The organism is Streptomyces sp. M41(2017), from assembly GCF_002078175.1.
Taxonomy (GTDB): domain Bacteria; phylum Actinomycetota; class Actinomycetes; order Streptomycetales; family Streptomycetaceae; genus Streptomyces.
The window spans coordinates 3,750,519-3,767,466 of sequence record NZ_MWFK01000001.1 but is presented as its reverse complement, the minus strand read 5'-3'; the positions used below and the strand labels follow the sequence as shown (position 1 = coordinate 3,767,466).

14 protein-coding genes are annotated in these 16,948 nt (G+C 70.5%); 6 read left to right on the top strand and 8 right to left on the bottom strand.

Annotated features, from left to right (window positions below):
• From B0675_RS16655 to B0675_RS16645, 3 genes are all read left to right on the top strand, one after another.
• A complete protein-coding gene (locus B0675_RS16655; RefSeq protein WP_054219305.1) occupies positions 1-414 on the top strand; it encodes a roadblock/LC7 domain-containing protein in 414 nt (137 codons plus the stop codon).
• A gap of 94 nt (positions 415-508) precedes the next feature.
• Positions 509-1,105 (top strand): DUF742 domain-containing protein, encoded by a 597-nt coding sequence (locus B0675_RS16650; RefSeq protein WP_081219610.1) that lies wholly within the window; start codon positions 509-511, stop codon positions 1,103-1,105.
• On the top strand, positions 1,086-1,667 hold the full coding sequence (locus B0675_RS16645) for an ATP/GTP-binding protein (RefSeq protein ID WP_006375305.1): 582 nt from the start codon (positions 1,086-1,088) through the stop codon (positions 1,665-1,667). The genes B0675_RS16650 and B0675_RS16645 overlap by 20 nt, the downstream gene beginning before the upstream one ends.
• A 220-nt stretch (positions 1,668-1,887) precedes the next feature.
• Here B0675_RS16645 and B0675_RS16640 read toward each other — a convergent pair whose 3' ends face one another.
• The 3 genes from B0675_RS16640 to B0675_RS16630 form a co-directional block, all read right to left on the bottom strand.
• Entirely contained in the window at positions 1,888-2,082 is a 195-nt protein-coding gene (locus B0675_RS16640; RefSeq protein ID WP_081219609.1) for an acyl-CoA carboxylase subunit epsilon, read from the bottom strand.
• Between the two features lie 57 nt (positions 2,083-2,139).
• A complete protein-coding gene (locus B0675_RS16635; protein ID WP_081219608.1) occupies positions 2,140-3,747 on the bottom strand; it encodes an acyl-CoA carboxylase subunit beta in 1,608 nt (535 codons plus the stop codon).
• A 250-nt stretch (positions 3,748-3,997) separates the two neighbouring features.
• The gene (locus tag B0675_RS16630) at positions 3,998-4,495 is read right to left on the bottom strand and encodes a hypothetical protein (RefSeq protein WP_081219607.1); all 498 of its coding nucleotides are present in this window, start codon (positions 4,493-4,495) and stop codon (positions 3,998-4,000) included.
• 289 nt (positions 4,496-4,784) lie between these two features.
• On the opposite strand from B0675_RS16630, the gene B0675_RS16625 reads away from it, so the two are divergent.
• Complete coding sequence (locus tag B0675_RS16625; protein WP_081219606.1) at positions 4,785-5,402, top strand: YceI family protein; 618 nt, start codon at positions 4,785-4,787, stop codon at positions 5,400-5,402.
• Positions 5,403-5,946: 544 nt separating this feature from the next.
• A complete protein-coding gene (locus tag B0675_RS16620; protein WP_081219605.1) occupies positions 5,947-6,438 on the top strand; it encodes a GNAT family N-acetyltransferase in 492 nt (163 codons plus the stop codon).
• Positions 6,439-6,480: 42 nt separating this feature from the next.
• On the opposite strand, the gene B0675_RS16615 is transcribed toward B0675_RS16620, so the two are convergent.
• Together B0675_RS16615 and B0675_RS16610 are read right to left on the bottom strand one after the other, a co-directional pair.
• The gene (locus B0675_RS16615; RefSeq protein WP_081219604.1) at positions 6,481-7,842 is read right to left on the bottom strand and encodes a hypothetical protein; all 1,362 of its coding nucleotides are present in this window, start codon (positions 7,840-7,842) and stop codon (positions 6,481-6,483) included.
• Between the two features lie 293 nt (positions 7,843-8,135).
• Positions 8,136-11,174 (bottom strand): glycoside hydrolase family 3 N-terminal domain-containing protein, encoded by a 3,039-nt coding sequence (locus B0675_RS16610; protein ID WP_081219603.1) that lies wholly within the window; start codon positions 11,172-11,174, stop codon positions 8,136-8,138.
• 239 nt (positions 11,175-11,413) lie between these two features.
• Between B0675_RS16610 and B0675_RS16605 the strand changes: the two genes are divergently transcribed.
• Positions 11,414-13,294, top strand: coding sequence for a ricin-type beta-trefoil lectin domain protein (locus B0675_RS16605; protein WP_081219602.1), 1,881 nt, complete (start codon positions 11,414-11,416; stop codon positions 13,292-13,294).
• A 58-nt stretch (positions 13,295-13,352) separates the two neighbouring features.
• Here B0675_RS16605 and cimA read toward each other — a convergent pair whose 3' ends face one another.
• From cimA to B0675_RS16590, 3 genes are all read right to left on the bottom strand, one after another.
• On the bottom strand, positions 13,353-14,957 hold the full coding sequence (gene cimA / locus B0675_RS16600) for a citramalate synthase (protein WP_081219601.1): 1,605 nt from the start codon (positions 14,955-14,957) through the stop codon (positions 13,353-13,355).
• A 339-nt stretch (positions 14,958-15,296) separates the two neighbouring features.
• Positions 15,297-15,887 (bottom strand): TetR/AcrR family transcriptional regulator, encoded by a 591-nt coding sequence (locus B0675_RS16595; protein WP_081219600.1) that lies wholly within the window; start codon positions 15,885-15,887, stop codon positions 15,297-15,299.
• A gap of 15 nt (positions 15,888-15,902) precedes the next feature.
• A complete protein-coding gene (locus tag B0675_RS16590) occupies positions 15,903-16,940 on the bottom strand; it encodes an agmatine deiminase family protein (RefSeq protein WP_081219599.1) in 1,038 nt (345 codons plus the stop codon).
• Positions 16,941-16,948 lie beyond the last annotated feature (8 nt).

The following is a 16,948-nucleotide window of genomic DNA, read 5'->3' as shown; positions in this document are numbered from 1 at the left end:
ATGAGCCAGGCGGCACAGAACCTGAACTGGTTGATCACCAATTTCGTGGACAACACCCCCGGGGTGTCGCACACGGTGGTGGTCTCCGCCGACGGACTCCTTCTGGCCATGTCCGAAGGCTTTCCCCGTGACCGCGCCGACCAGCTGGCCGCCGTCGCGTCCGGTCTGACCTCGCTGACCGCGGGCGCGTCCCGCATCTTCGAGGGCGGTCATGTGAACCAGACGGTTGTGGAGATGGAGCGAGGATTCCTCTTCATCATGTCCGTTTCCGATGGTTCGTCGCTCGCGGTCCTTGCACACCCTGAGGCGGACATCGGTCTCATTGGGTACGAGATGGCGCTTCTGGTGGACCGTGCGGGCACGGTCCTGACCCCGGATCTCCGTGCGGAGCTCCAGGGCAGCCTTCTCAACTAACAGACAGACGGTGCGTATTGGCGTCTTGTGGCCGTAAGGTTTCGGGACGCGGACCCACAGTGACGGGTTCCCGGCACAGTCGGAGGAGGAGAAAGTGGTGACACCCCCAGGCGGTTCGTCTTCGGGCAACTGGTCGTACGGCCCCGGCCAGGGGCAGGGCGGCCAGGGCGACGGTTCGCAGAACCCGAACCGGTACAACTTTCCCTCCGCGCCCAGCCAGCGGCGTCAGCAGCCGTACCCGCAGGGTCCCCAGGGCCCCGGGCCGTCTCCGTACGACCAGCCGGCGGCGCCGCGCATCCAGCCCGTGCAGCCGCAGCGGCGCTCGCCCGAGCCGTCGCCCACCGGGGCGTCCAACCCTCTGGTGCGTCCGTACGCCATGACGGGCGGCCGCACCAGGCCCCGCTACCAGCTCGCCATCGAGGCGCTGGTGCACACCACCGCACAGCCGCACCAGATGCAGGGCCAGTTGCCCGAGCATCAGCGCATCTGCAACCTCTGCCGGGAGATCAAGTCGGTGGCCGAGATCTCGGCCCTGCTGACCATCCCTCTCGGTGTCGCCAGGATCCTCGTCGCCGACTTGGCGGAAGCGGGCCTGGTCGCCATTCATCAGCCGGGCGGCGACGAGAGCGCCGGCGGCCAGCCAGCCGTGACATTGCTCGAAAGGGTGCTCAGTGGACTTCGCAAGCTCTAGCGGAGGGCCTTCCCGCTCCACCACGTCCGCGAAGATCGTGGTGGCGGGCGGCTTCGGCGTGGGCAAGACCACGTTCGTCGGCGCCGTCTCGGAGATCAACCCGCTGCGCACCGAGGCCGTCATGACGTCCGCTTCCGCGGGCATCGACGACCTCACGCACACCGGAGACAAGACGACGACGACCGTCGCCATGGACTTCGGCCGCATCACCCTGGACCAGGACCTGATCCTGTACCTGTTCGGCACCCCCGGCCAGGACCGGTTCTGGTTCATGTGGGACGACCTGGTGCGCGGCGCCATCGGCGCGATCGTCCTGGTCGACACCCGGCGTCTCGCCGACTGCTTCCCCGCGGTCGACTACTTCGAGAACAGCGGCCTGCCGTTCGTCATCGCCCTCAACGGCTTCGACGGCAGCCAGCCGTACAACCCGGACGAGGTCCGCGAGGCCCTGCAGATCGGTCCGGACACCCCGATCATCACGACGGACGCCCGCCACCGCGCGGACGCCAAGTCGGCGCTGATCACGCTGGTGGAGCACGCCCTCATGGCGCGGCTCCGCTAGCCCTCCCCCACCTCCGAGGCAACGGCCCTCGCTTCTCCCCACGGAGAAGCGGGGGCCGTTGTCCGTGCGGGCATCCGAACTCGGAGCCCGTGAGGGCGCGTTGCGCGGCCTCGTCGGCCCTGGCGGCACCCGGGGCCGGTCGGCGGGCCGGCGGGGCCGGAGAACGCCGCAGCCCCGCTCCTCCGGTTCGGAGGGGCGGGGCTGCCGGTCGTCAGGACGCTCAGTGCCAGCTGTGCGGGGCGCGGAAGCCGCCCTCGCGCTCCAGGCGGCGCCAGCCGGCCCGCGGGCGGGCACGGTGGGCCGGAGCGGCATCGGTGGGAGCGGCGGCGGCACGGGCCAGCAGGATCGCCGTGATGGCGGCGACCTCCTCGGGCTCGGCGTGGCCCTTCTCGACGCGGATGTCAGGGGTGCTCATAGGTCTCAGTCTCCATGAGAGAGGTTTCCGCGGCGGTACCGCGGAGGATCCGCAGGGTTACTGCGGGGGGTTGCCGTGCTTGCGGGAGGGCAGGTCCGCGTGCTTGGTGTGGAGCATCGCGAGCGACCTGATCAGGACCTCGCGAGTCTCGGCGGGGTCGATCACGTCGTCGACCAGACCGCGCTCGGCGGCGTAGTAGGGGTGCATCAGCTCGGCCTTGTACTCCTTGACCATGCGGACACGCATGGCCTCGGGGTCGGCGGCCTCGGCGATCTGGCGGCGGAAGATGACGTTGGCGGCGCCCTCGGCGCCCATCACGGCGATCTCGTTCGTGGGCCAGGCGTAGGTGAGGTCGGCCCCGATGGACTGGCTGTCCATGACGATGTAGGCGCCTCCGTACGCCTTGCGCAGGATCAGGGAGATCCGCGGCACCGTCGCGTTGCAGTACGCGTACAGCAGCTTCGCGCCGTGCCGGATGATCCCGCCGTGCTCCTGGTCGACACCCGGAAGGAATCCAGGGACATCCAGCAACGTGATGATCGGGATATTGAAAGCGTCACACATCTGGACAAAGCGTGCAGCTTTTTCGGAGGCCTCGATGTCGAGGACTCCCGCGAGGCTCTGCGGCTGGTTGGCCACGATGCCGACGACCTGGCCGTCGAGACGGGCCAGCGCGCAGATGATGTTGCGGGCCCAGCGCTCGTGGACCTCCAGGTAGTCGCCGTCGTCGACGAGCTCCTCGATGACCTTGGTCATGTCGTACGGACGGTTGCCGTCGGCCGGGACCAGGTCCAGCAGCACCTCGCTGCGGCGGTCGGACGGGTCGTCCGAGTCGGCGCGCGGCGGGTTCTCGCGGTTGTTCTGCGGAAGCATCGACAGGAGGTAGCGCACCTCGGCGATGCAGGTCTCCTCGTCGTCGTACGCGAAGTGGCAGACGCCGCTGGTCTCCGCGTGGACGTCGGCGCCGCCCAGGCCGTTCTGGGTGATCTCCTCGCCCGTCACCGCCTTGACCACGTCCGGGCCGGTGATGAACATCTGCGAGGTCTCGCGGACCATGAAGACGAAGTCCGTGAGCGCGGGCGAGTAGGCCGCGCCGCCGGCGCAGGGGCCGAGCATCACCGAGATCTGCGGGATGACACCGGAGGCCTTGGTGTTGCGCTGGAAGATGCCGCCGTAGCCGGCGAGCGCGGAGACGCCCTCCTGGATACGGGCGCCGGCGCCGTCGTTCAGGGAGACCAGCGGCGCACCGGCCGCGATGGCCATGTCCATGATCTTGTGGATCTTCGTGGCGTGCGCCTCGCCGAGGGCGCCGCCGAAGATGCGGAAGTCGTGGGCGTAGACGAAGACCGTGCGGCCCTCGACCGTGCCCCAGCCGGTGATGACACCGTCCGTGTACGGCTTCTTCGCCTCCAGGCCGAATCCGGTCGCCCGGTGCCGGCGCAGCTGCTCGACCTCCTGGAACGAGCCCGCGTCCAGCAGCAGCTCGATGCGCTCCCGGGCGGTCAGCTTGCCCTTGGCGTGCTGTGCCTCGGTCGCCTTCTCGCTGGGTCCGCGCAGAGCCTCGGCACGGATCGCGTGCAGCTCCGCCACACGCCCGCGCGCGTCCGTCGGTTCACCTGTGGAGCTCGTGGAGCCTGCGGAGCCGGCCTCGTCCAAAACGGTCATGTAGTGACCATACGAAGTCCACCAAGGAAAGGGGCCCGTCGACTCTGCACAGTCTCCGGCCCGTTTTCCTGGTAACCCTGAACAGAACCACCACCTCATGCAGGCAATCGGACTGCTCAGGGGGGCATCTGCTTGTAGGGGTCGAACAAAGGCTTCCGCTGAGAGCCACCTCACATTCATGAGGAGCACATGCCATCCCCGGAGTGACGCGGACCCCCGGACGGCGGTCCGCGTCACCTCGCGCGAGGGCTCAGCAGCCGCCACAGTTGTAGTAGAGGACGTCCCAGTGGTTGCCCTCGTCGGCGTAGATGTTGCCGGAGCCGGACTTGTACTGGGGGGCGCCGTCACCGCGCAGCCCTATGTAGGTGAACGTGTTCTTGATGTAGCCGGTGACGCAGGTGTTCTTGGCGTAGTCGAGCTTGTAGCCGTTCCAGTGCGAGTAGGTGCCGCTCGCGTGGCCGGTCTCGGTGCCGCCGGTGATGTTGAGCGCGCAGCCGCTCGCCCCCTTGAGAGTCTGGGCGCCCTGCGCAGTGGCCAGGTTCAGCTGGTCGAAGGACGTACAGGTGGAGTTGTTGCGGTCGGAGCAACCACCGGAGGAGGACCAGGTGATACCGACCTGGCGGAACATCGAGGTCGCGGTGGCGTGGCTGATCTTGGTGGCGGCGAAGGCGTCGGTCGAGGTGCCGAGGACGGCGACACCGGGGGCGACGACGAGCGCGAGGGCGGTCAGCGCTGACCTGAACTTCATCTGGGGGGACCTTTCCTGCGGGGGACCGTCGGCGGCCGTACGGCGTACGGCCGTGCTTCCTGTGGGGCGGCTGTGCAGGGGGTGCACGCAGATGGTGCCCGAGTTCTACGCGCGTTCGCCAGAGGGCGGTGGTAGATGACATAACGTGACGCCACAGACACATTGCGGATGATGTTGAAACTTGAACGGAATAGGTCTACGGTTCCCTCTGTTGACCTCGTTGAAGATTCAACAGAACAACGCTACGGCTCCGTACCGAACCGTGGCCCGTCCCCTCAAGGAGCACGTCATGGGTATCTTCGGCCGCAAGTCCACCGACGCCGCCGAGTCGCCGGCCTCCGCCACGACTCCCGTCAGCCCGGAGCTCTCCGCGCTGACCGGCGACTACACGATCGACCCGGCGCACTCGACGATCGGCTTCGTCGCGCGCCACGCGATGGTCACCAACGTCAAGGGCTCGTTCAAGGACTTCGAGGGCAGCCTGCACCTGGACGGCGGCGACCCGGCCAAGTCGACGGCCACCCTGGACATCAAGATGGCGAGCATCGACACCGGTTCCGCGGACCGCGACGGTCACCTGAAGAGCGCCGACTTCTTCAAGATCGACGAGTTCCCGACGATGACCTTCCGTTCCACCAGGGCCGAGGCCCTCGGCGGCGACGACTACCGCATCACCGGTGACCTGGAGATCCTCGGCACCACCAAGGAGATCAGCATCGACCTGGAGTTCAACGGCGCCGCGAAGGACCCCTTCGGCAACGAGCGCGTGGGCTTCGAGGGCAAGGCCGAGATCCTGCGCTCCGAGTGGGGCATCACCTGGAACGCCGCCCTGGAGACCGGTGGCGTCCTCGTCTCCGACAAGATCAAGCTGAACTTCGACATCTCGGCGATCCGCAACGCCGACTGAACGACCGGCTCCCGCCGGTGATCAACCGGCCGGGCAGTCCGTTCACGCGGTACCCGAGCGCGCCCGTACCCCCGTCCCTCCGTGGACGGGGGACGGGCGCTCCGGCGTTCGGGGGCCGCTCTCACCTCGGTCGCCGGCGTGATCCGCGGGAGGAACCACGCGTCGTCGTACCCCTTGCGACGGCCCGTGATCCAGCCGGGCACAGCGCCACGTCGTTGACGTCCGCGGCGCCGACGGAGACGAGCCCGGCCCTCTTCTTCGCGACCTTCACCGGACACCGGTGCCGAGTCCGGCGTGGGCGGTGTGCCACGCGTCCGTCGCCGCCACGTCCGCGAAGGTCTCGACGCCTGCCGTGTCCTCGGTCCCGACGGAACGGGCCAAAGGGGAACGTGGGCCCGCGGCACGCCGCCCGTGGCGCGTACGGCAGCGTCGACCGGCTTGCGGGACACCGGATGGCCCGCGCGCCGCGGCTCGGTGTCCTCGCGTCCACGGCGCCCGGGATTAACCCGATGCGCCCTGCCCCCGCGGTCGTTAGCCTCCGGGTATGAGCTGGCTTCCCCCTGATTTCGTCCACCCGTCGCGCGTCGAGGTGCCCGGCGGGTGCCATCTGCGGCCCATCACCGGGGACGACGCCGCCGTCGACTACCCGACCGTCATGGGGTCGCGCGAGCGGCTCTGGTCGATCTTCGGGGAGGCGTGGGGCTGGCCCGCCGCGACCATGACGTACGACGCGAACCTGAAGGACCTGGAGCGGCACGAGCGGGAGATCGCCGCCCACGAGTCCTTCAACTACGTGCTGTTCGACGCCGCCGGGACGACCGAGTTCGGCTGCGTCTACATCGACCCGCCGGAGAAGGCGGGCGCCGACGCGGACATCTCCTGGTGGGTGGTGGACGACAGCGTCGGTACGGACCTGGAGCGGGAGCTCGACCTGCTCGTCCCGCGGTGGATCGCCGAGGCGTGGCCCTTCAGCCGGCCCCGGTTCATCGGCCGGGACCTGTCCTGGAGCGACTGGCTGGCGCTGCCGGACGCGTAGGGACCGGCGGTCCCAACCGGCAGTCCCACCCCGCGGCGGGCGTCAGAAGCCCCCGCCGAAGTCTCCTCCGCCACCGAAGTCGCCGCCGCCTCCACCGTCCCCGAAACCGCCTCCGCCGTCCCCGAAGCCGCCTCCGAAGTCGCCCGAGTCGTAGTCGGCGCCGGAGACGTCGCCGCCGCCGAAGTCGCCGTAGCCGGAGCCGTAGTCGGCGGCGTAGGCGGGGCTCGCCATCCAGCTGCCGAGCACGGTGCCGACGAGCAGGCCGGGCAGCAGGCCGCCGCCGAAGTAGCCGCCCGCCCACGGGCCGTACGCCGGGCCCGCGTCCCAGTACGGACGACGGCCGTGCTCCGTGTCCACCTCACGGACCGCAGGGTCGGTGCCGTCGGCCAGCCGCGCCCGGTCCGCCGCGCACACCGGGACCTCGCGCGCGGCGCCGCCGGCCGGAGTCCACCGGGCGTCGGCGACCGAGGGGCCGTGCCGGGGGTCGAAGAAGCAGGGGGCGCGGCGCTCGGGCACCGGCCGGCCCTCGCGGCGTGCGGCCAGCACCGCGAGCGAGAACCGGCCGTCCTCCAGCGCCTCGGTCACGGGCCGCACGTCCTCGGGGCGCCGAGCGGCCGCCATGGACGACTTCGCCCGTTCGTAGGCGTCGAGGGCGCGCTCGTAGTCCGCGCGCATGGTGTCGTCGGCGCCCGCCTCGGCGGGGTGGAAGTCGAGGCGGTCCAGCTCCTCGCCGAAGGCGGTGATGTCCTCGTCCACCACGACACGGAGCCGTTCGAGCGCCGCCCGCTGCTCCGCCTCCCGGCGCTGCCGCTTGCGCCGCACGACCGTGTAGGCGCCCGCACCACCGATCACGAGCACCGCGCCGACCGCGATCAGCGCGCCGGAGGAGACGCCTCCCCCGTCGTCGCCGCCGCTCCAGCCGGCGGGCGCCGATCCCCGGATGTTGGCGAGCGCGCTGTCCGTGAAGTCGTTCAGCTGGGTGTTCGCGTCCCGCTCTCCCTGGACGCTCGTGACGAGGTTCCGCACGGCGTTGCCGGGCAGCACCGCGGCGTCGGCGCGGGCGTCGAAGCGGTCGCCGAGCCGGATCGCGTACAGGCCCGTGACACCCGTGGAGGTGCGCAGGTTCCGGAAGAGGTCCTGGGTCGGGAAGCCGGCGGGGAGCACGGCGACGAGGACGGGCTTGTCCGCCTTCTCGATCTTCTCGGCGAGCGCGGACGCCTGCGCGGCGGACAGCTGGTCGGCGGCGGCCGGGTCCACGTAGACGGGACTCTCGCGCAGGGCGGCGGCGACGGTGGAGACGCTGGTGGCCGCGTGGGCTCCGGGCGCGAACGACAGCATGGCCAGGGCCGCGAGTGTCAGTGCGACCAACAGGCCCGGAATCCCTCGGGTGGGTGCGGCCCTCATGTCTTCGAAGCTACCCGAACCGGAGCAGAACCGGGCATCGGGGGCCGTGGTCGCGAAGCCGTGACGCCCTGACGTCCCGACGGTGCTGACGCCCGTGCGACGGGCGCCACGTGCCGGGCGTCCGCGGCCGTGGTCCGTCGCGCCAGCCGTCCGTGCCGCCCGGTCAAGGCCCTCCCCGCGAGGCGGCCAGGCAGCTCAGCGCGCGCCGGCGACCGCGCCGTGAGGGCCCGGGACGGCGAAAGGCGCCGGCCGGAGCTGGTGTCCAGCCCCGGCCGGCGCCTTCACGCGTGGTGTCACCCGGCGCGATACGCCTGCGTCAGCTTGGCCACCGCGTCCGCGTAGTGCCCGGTCAGGAGCAGGTGGTCGGCGTCCGCGAAGGGTTTCGCGGAGGCCGCCGTGACCGCCGTGCCGATCTTCTGCTGGACCAGCAGACGGGCCTTGGTGACGGCCGTGCGGGCCACCGTGTCGGCACCCGCGCGCTCCGCCGCCGCGGCGACCAGGGCGAGGGCCCTGAGGCTCGCGGTGCCGCCGCCCGGCACGTTCGTGAGCGTCGTCAGACCCCACCCGTACGGGAACTGCGGGTCGTACGACGTGTCACCGACGTTGATCGGCAGCTGCGACTCGCTCTTCGGCCAGGTGACCGGGAGCTGTCCGGTGAAGGCGCGCCGGCCGTAGAGGACGTCGGCGACGCCGTCGCCCTCCGTGCCCGGCAGCCAGGAGGCCACGAGCGCGTCGACGTCCCCGAGGCGGTCACCGATGAGCTGCGGGCGGCCCGACACGATGAGCACGGCGCACTTCATGGCCGCGCACACCTTGTCGACGGCGGCCTTGTCGGCCGCGGTCAGCTCCAGGTCGTTGCCGTTGCCGACGTCACCCACGCCCTCGGCGTACGGGGTCTCGCCGACCACGACCACCCCGACGTCGTATCCGTCGGTGGAGGCCGAGGCGTCCTTGGAGTACGTGATGTCGCCGCCCGCCTTGCGCATGCCCTGGAGGATCGTCGTGCCCGGGGTGATGTTCCCGGACGAGCCCTGCCAGGTGATGGTCCAGCCACCGGTCTGGTTGCCGATGTCGTCGGCGTTGGACCCGGCGACGTAGACCTTCTGGGACTTCTTCAGCGGCAGGACGGACCCGGCGTTCTTGAGCAGGACCTGGGACTCCGCCGCCGCCTGCCGGGCCACCGCGCGGTGCGCCGTCGAGCCGATCGCGGAGGCTCCGCTGGTGTCCGCGTACGGCTTCTCGAAGAGGCCGAGGCGGAACTTCTGCGCGAGGATCCGCGCGACGGCGTCGTCGATCCGCCGGTCGGTGACCCGTCCGGCCTTCGCCTCGTCGATCAGGGTCGCGCTGAACTCCTTGTAGCTGTAGGGGACCATCATCATGTCGACGCCCGCGTTGACCGAGGTGCGGACGTGCGCGGCGTAGTCGCCCGGGAGCTGGTCGATGGCGTTCCAGTCGCTGATGACGAAGCCGTCGAAGCCCATCCGGTCCTTGAGCACGCCGTTGATCATGTCGCCGCGGGCGTGCATCTTCACCGGGCCCTGGCCGTCGCCGAGGTCGAGCGACGAGTAGGAGGGCATGACCGTGCCGACGCCGCGGTCCACCGCTTCCTGGAACGGGGCCAGGTGCACGGCCTCCAGCTCCTGGCGGCTGACCTTGGTGACGCCCTGGTCGACGGTGTAACTGCCGGTGGTGGAGGAGCCGTAGGCGGTGCCGCCGTCGCCGACGAAGTGCTTGGCGGTGGCGAGGACCCTGTCGTCGTCCTTCAGGTCCTTGCCGCTGCGGTCGCCCTGGAGGCCCTGGACGACCGTCTCCATGGACTCGACGAGCGCCGGGTCCTCACCGAAGGACTCGTAGGAGCGGCCCCAGCGTTCGTCGCGGGTCACGCACAGGCAGGGCGCGAAGTCCCACGGGACGCCGGTGGCGCGGACCTCGGCCGCGGTCACGGCTCCCGTCCGTTCCGCGAGGGCGGGGTCGCGGGTGGCGCCGATGCCGATGTTGTGGGGCATCACGGTCGCGCCGGCGAGGTTGTTGTGGCCGTGCACCGCGTCCACGCCGTAGATCAGCGGGATCTGGAAACGGGTGGCCTGCGCCCGGAGCTGGTAGCCGTCGATCATCTTCGCCCAGGCCGCGGGGGTGTTGGGGGTCGGCGTGGAGCCGCCGCCGGAGAGCAGCGATCCGAGGTCGTACGCGGCGATGTCACCGCCCGCGCCGATCGCGCCGCGCTCCGCCTGGGTCATCTGCCCGGCCTTCTCCGCGAGGGACATCCGGGAGAGGAGGTCGGCGACCCGCTTCTTCACGGGGAGCTTCGCGTCCAGGTACGGGAGTCCGTGGGCGTCGATGACGACCTGCGGGGTCTCGGCGGGGGCCTTGGCGCCGGTCACCGTGAGCTTGAGCGGGACCGTCTCGGCGGCTTCACCGGTGCGGTCGCGCAGGGTCGGGACCCGGACCGTGCGGCTCGCGCCGGACTCCGTGCCCGCCGGGAAGGTGATCTCCCCCTTGACCGGGGTGTAGTCCCTGCCGGACTCTGCGGTGCCGCCGGCGCTCTCGTAGGCGACGGTCACCGGCTCGTCGATCGGGGCGGAGCCGGTGGTGGCGACGGAGACCTTGACGCTCGCGGTGCCGCCCTCCTTCACCGGGTAGACCGCCGCGTCGGTGGTGACGGAGGCGCGCAGCGACTGGTCGGCCTTGCCGTACAGCTCGACGTCGTCCATGGCGAAGCGGCCCGCGGCACCGACGGGGAGGGTGACGGCGTAGCCCCACATCTGTGTCAGGCCGAGCACCTGGTCGATGCCGCCGACGGGCTGGTAGTCCGTGCGGTAGGTGAAGTCGCCGAAGGGGATCTCGATCTGTTTCCAGCCGGTGAAGTCGTCCGTGAAGGAGGTCGTCCACAGCTCGGAGGCCTCGCCGTTCGCGCCGCCGTCCTTGATCTCGAAGGCGGTCTTCTTGCCGTTGTTCTGGCCGTCCCACCAGAAGCGGATGCCCTTGTGCGCGGACCAGTCGTGGCCCGGCTGGTCCGCGGCGTAGTCGTGGGTGAAGCCGCCATAGCCGCTGATGTCGTAGTCGCCGGCGAGGACCTTGGCCCCCTCGGGCGCGTCGGACCGCTCGGCCAGGCTCAGTCGGGGCGGGTCGTCGGCGTCGCCGCCCCAGGTGAAGAGACCTTCGGCCGGCTGGCTCGCGAAGGGCACCTCGCCCTCGAAGCGGTCGACCGGGACGGGGTCGGGATCGGCGGCCGCCGCCGTCCCCGCCGACGCCAACGGGAGCAGGCCGACGATCAGTGCGGCGCCGGCCAGCACGGCGGTTCTTCGTACGGAGTTCCGATCGAGCCCTGTCATGGGTTCCCTTTCGACTCTCACGTTCTTCTCACGACTTAGATCAGGGCGTGAGTTAACTGGCGTCACGGGAACCCGTCAAGGCTTCACGTCAGAACCGGTACACACCCAAGTCACGGCCGGATCAGAGCAGTTGTTCCTTCAGAATGTGAACGCGCGACCCCTTGACGCGGCTCCCGAGCCGTCATTTACTCACGCCTCGCACGCCTCCCCACCCCCCACCTCCAGAAGGGCGGCGCTCCATGCGGAGATCCATCAGGAGATCCACTCGGGCGGTACGGCTGATCGTCGCCGGGCTGCTCACCACCGCGGGATTCACGGCGGCCGCGCCCGTCACGGCGCACGCCGCGGGCGAGCAGGTCACCGCCTGGCTCACGACGACGGACGACTCCGGCGGCCGCCATGTCGTGCGCGGTCTTCAGGCCCAGGCACCGTTCGCGTTCCAGTCGGGAAGCGGCGGCGGTGGCGAGAACATCACCGTCGACGAGAACACCCGGTACCAGACGTTCACCGGCGGAGGGGCCTCCTTCACCGACACGGCGGCGTGGCTGATGAACAGCAGCGGGGCGCTGTCGCAGAGCACGCGCGACGCGACGATGCGCAAGCTCTTCTCCCCCACCGACGGCATCGGGCTGTCCTTCCTGCGCAACCCCATGGGCGCCTCCGACCTGGCCCGATTCGGCTACAGCTACGACGACGTGCCGGCCGGGCAGACCGATCCGAACCTGACGAAGTTCTCCATCGCGCACGACCTGGCCGACGTGGTGCCGCTGACCAGGCAGGCGCTCCAGCTCAACCCGTCCCTCACGGTGATGGCCTCGCCGTGGACGGCGCCGGCCTGGATGAAGGACAGCGGTTCACTGAACGGCGGATGGCTGAAATCCGAGGACTACGGCGCCTACGCCTCGTACTTCGTGAAGTACCTCCAGGCGTACCGGGACCAGGGTGTCCCCGTCTCGTACGTCACCGCGCAGAACGAACCGACCTGCTGCTCGGGCTATCCCTCGATGAGCTGGAACGCCTCGGGGCTCGCCTACTTCACCAAGAGCGAGCTGCTGCCCAAGCTCCAGGCGGCCGGGCTGTCGACCAAGGTGCTCGCGCACGACTGGAACTGGGACGTGTACGACTCCTACGCGGCGCAGACCGTGGACGACGCGGCGGTCCGCTCGCACCCGAACTTCGGCGGGATCGCCTGGCACGGGTACGGCGGCGACGTCGGCAAGCAGACGAGCGTGCACAACCAGTACCCGAACCTCGACGCGTTCGGCACCGAACACTCCGGCGGCACCTGGATCGCGAACCAGCAGCGCGAGGACATGCTCAACATCGTCGACTACACCCGCAACTGGGCGAAGTCGGTGACCAAGTGGTCGCTGGCGGTGGACCAGAACATGGGCCCGCACAACGGCGGGTGCGGCACCTGCACCGGCCTGATCACCGTGCACAACGGCGACGGGGCGAGCGGGAGCGTCGACTACACGGTCGAGTACTACACGATGGGCCATCTGACGAAGTTCGTCCGTCCCGGCGCCCAGCGGATCGCCTCCACCGCGTCGTCGGCGGTCCCGAACGTCGCCTGGCGCAACCCGGACGGCTCGAAGGCCCTGATCGCCTACAACGACGGCTCGGCCGCCAAGACCGTCACCATCAACTGGGGCTCCCAGCACGCCACTTACTCACTGCCGGGCAAGACGTCGGCGACGTTCACCTGGTCCGGGACACAGTCGGGCGGCGGCGCGCAGTCGGGGGCGTTCGTCGGACTGGCCGGCAAGTGCCTGGACGTGGCGGGCGGTTCGAGCGCCAACGGCACGGCGGTCCAGCTCTACGACTGCAACGGCTCGACCGCGCAGTCCTGGAGCGTGCAGGCCGACGGTTCGGTGCGCTCGCTCGGCAAGTGCCTCGACGTCACCTCGGCCTCGACGGCGAACGGCGCGAAGGTCCAGCTCTACGACTGCAACGGCTCGGCCGCCCAGCGCTGGTCGTACAGCGCCTCGACCGGCGACGTGGTCAACACGGCGGCGAACAAGTGCCTCGACGTCACGGACAACTCGTCGGCGAACGGGGCCCGGGCGCAGATCTGGTCGTGCACGGGTGCCGCCAACCAGAAATGGCACCTCCAGTAAGCCCCCCCCCACAGGGATGAGCGCCGGAGGGGCCTTAGCCCCTCCGGCGTTCGGCGCGTTACGCGGCCGGCTCGACCCCGGCGCGCAGCAGGCCGTAGGTGTACGCGTCCTCCAGCGCCTGCCAGGACGCGGCGATGACGTTCTCGGCCACACCGACCGTGGACCACTCCCCCGTGCCGTCGGAGGTGGCGATCAGGACGCGGGTGGTGGAGGACGTGCCGTGCTTGCCCTCCAGGATGCGGACCTTGTAGTCGACCAGTTCCAGCTTGGCCAGCTGGGGGTAGATCGTCTCCAGGGCCACGCGCAGGGCACGGTCGAGGGCGTTGACCGGACCGTTGCCCTCGGCGGTGGCGACGATGCGCTCGCCCTTGGCGAAGAGCTTCACCGTGGCCTCGTTGGCGTGGCTGCCGTCGGGGCGGTCCTCGACGATGGCACGCCAGGACTCGACCTGGAAGTAGGACCGGGCCCGGCCCTCGGCCTCGGCGCGCAGCAGGAGCTCGAAACTCGCGTCGGCCGCCTCGTACGTGTAGCCCTCCAGCTCGCGTTCCTTGACGCGGGCGACGACGCGGGCGACCAGTTCGCGGTCCCCGCTGATGTCGACGCCGAGTTCCTTGCCCTTGAGTTCGATCGAGGCGCGGCCCGCCATGTCGGAGACCAGCATCCGCATGGTGTTGCCGACCTGCTCGGGGTCGATGTGCTGGTACAGGTCGGGGTCGACCTTGATCGCGGAGGCGTGCAGGCCCGCCTTGTGGGCGAAGGCCGACACCCCCACGTAGGGCTGATGGGTGGAGGGGGTCAGGTTGACCACCTCGGCGATGGCGTGCGAGATCCGGGTCATCTCCCGCAGGGCGCCGTCGGGCAGCACCTTCTTGCCGTACTTCAGCTCCAGGGCGGCGACGACGGGGAACAGGTTGGAGTTGCCGACCCGCTCGCCGTAGCCGTTCGCCGTGCACTGGACGTGGGTGGCGCCCGCGTCGACGGCGGCCAGGGTGTTGGCGACCGCGCAGCCGGTGTCGTCCTGGGCGTGGATGCCGAGCCGGGCGCCGGTGTCCGCGAGGACGGTGGCGACGACGGCCTGGACCTGCGCGGGGAGCATCCCGCCGTTGGTGTCGCACAGGACCACGACGTCGGCGCCGGCCTCCGCGGCCGCGCGGACGACCGCCTTGGCGTAGCCCGGGTTCGCGCGGTAGCCGTCGAAGAAGTGCTCGCAGTCGACGAAGACGCGGCGGCCCTGGGAACGCAGGTGCGAGACGGTGTCGCGGACCATCTCCAGGTTCTCTTCCAGGGTGGTGCGCAGGGCGAGCTCGACATGCCGGTCGTGGGACTTGGCGACCAGCGTGATCACCGGGGCGCCGGAGTCCAGGAGTGCCTTGACCTGCGGGTCCTCGGAGGCCTTGCCGCCTGCCCGGCGGGTCGCTCCGAAGGCCACGAGCTGCGCGTGCTTGAAGTCGATCTCCTGCTGGGCACGGGCGAAGAACTCGGTGTCGCGGGGGTTGGCGCCGGGCCAGCCGCCCTCGATGAAGCCGACTCCGAAGTCGTCCAGGTGCCGCGTGATGGCCAGCTTGTCCGCCACGGTGAGGTTGATGCCCTCGCGCTGCGCGCCGTCGCGCAGCGTCGTGTCGAAGACGTGGAACGCGTCGTCCAGTTCGCTGGTTTCCGTCATGGTGTCAAGGCTCCTGTGTTGAATCTCGGTCTACCGGAATGACCGGCTCCACCGTCCCCCAATGATCCCTCGCGCTGCGCTCCCGGCTGAAGGTGGGCCAGAAAAGCGAAAAACCCCTCGCGGGTGCGAGAGGTCTGCGCGCGGGTCGAGAACGACGGTGTCCGCCCGTACCTGGTCGTACGTGGCGGTCACTGCGGACCGGCGCGCCTGCTGCCAATAATCGTGGCGAACGAGAGCACGGGGGCAGTCTGGCACAGAGCACGCGCCCTCTCACGGGCGTCTCAGGATGCGAGCACCGTTCCGGACGGCGCGGGCGTGCCCCGCTGCGCCGCGGCGGGGTCAGCCCAGCGACTCGTCGAGGAACTCCCGCACGTGGGACAGCACCCGTTCGCGGTCGGTGCCGCGCAGGCCGATCGCCACGTGGATGGAGAAGCCGTCGAGCAGGGCGCGCAGCCGGGCGGCGAGGCGGTCGGGGTCGACGGCGCGGAACTCGCCGCGCGAGATGCCCTCGGCGAGCAGCGCGACGAGGTCCCGGTGCCAGGCGCCCTCGATGGCGACCTGCCGTTCCCGGGCGTCCTCGGCGGCGTTCTGCGAGCGGTTCCAGACCTCCAGCCAGAGCGTCCAGTGCGGATCGCGGTGGCCCTCCGGGACGTACAGGTCGACATAGGCGTCGAGGCGCTCCCGGGCGGTTCCGCGCGCGGCCAGCAGCCGGCCGCGCTCGGTGCCGAGCCGTCCCTCGCTCCACTCCAGGGTGCGCAGCAGCAGCTCGTCCTTGGTGCGGAAGTAGTAGAGGAGATGGCCGCTGCTCATGCCGACCTCGCGGCCGAGCGCCGCCATGGTGAGCTTCTCCAGACCGCGCTCGGCGATCATCTCCATGGCGGCGGCGAGGACCTCCTCGCGCGGCGGCGCGTTCTTCCGCGCACCGGCCATCCGTGACTCCCGTGTTCAGACCTTCGGCTGCTGCTGGGTGATGCAGTGGATGCCACCGCCGCCCGCGAAGATCGTACGTGCGTCCACCAGTGTCACCGTCCGCTCCGGGAAGAGGCGGCGGAAGATGCCCGCCGCGATCTCGTCGCGCGGGTCGTCGAAGCCGCAGAGCACGACGCCGCCGTTGCACAGGTAGTGGTTGATGTACGAGTAGTCGGCCCAGTGGCCGTCGGCCTCCAGGACCGTCGGGGCGGGCACCTCGACGACCTCGATGCTGCGGCCCCGGGCGTCGGTCTGGGCCCTGAGCAGCCCGATGACCTCCTGGCTGACCGCGTGGTCGGGGTGGGCCGGGTCCTGCTGGGAGTGGGCGACGATCACGCCGGGCCGGGCGAAGGCGGCGACGATGTCGACGTGGCCGAGGGTGCCGAAGCCGTACGGGGGGTAGTCGCCGGTGAGACCGCGCGGCAGCCAGATCGCTTTGCGGGTGCCGAGCTGCGCGTGGATCTCCGCCTCGACCTCCTCGCGGCTCCAGCCGGGGTTGCGCTCGGGGCCGAGCTGGACGGTCTCGGTGAGGAGCACGGTGCCCTCGCCGTCGACGTGGATCGCCCCGCCCTCGTTGACCAGCCGGGAGGCGTACGTCTTCGCACCGGCCAGTTCGGCGACCTGCGCGCCGATCACGGAGTCGTGCTCCCAGCGGGCCCATTCCTGGGCGCCCCAACCGTTGAACGTCCAGTCCACGGCGGCGAGTTCGCCTGCGCCGTTGGTGAGGAAGGTGGGGCCGATGTCGCGCATCCAGGCGTCGTCGAGTTCCCGCTCCACGGTGTCGACGCCGGGGCCGAGGAGTTCGGCGGCGGCCTCGGACTGGCCGGGACCGCAGACCACGGTGACCGGCTCGAAGCGGCGGACGGCACGGGCCACGGCCGCCCAGGCCGCGCGCGACCCGGCGAGGTCGTCGGGGTTGTCGAAGGTCGGGTTGGGGCCCGGCCACGCCATCCAGGTGCGCTCGTGCGGGGTCCACTCGGCGGGCATCCGGAAGCCGTCGGCGGCAGCAGACATGGGGGGTT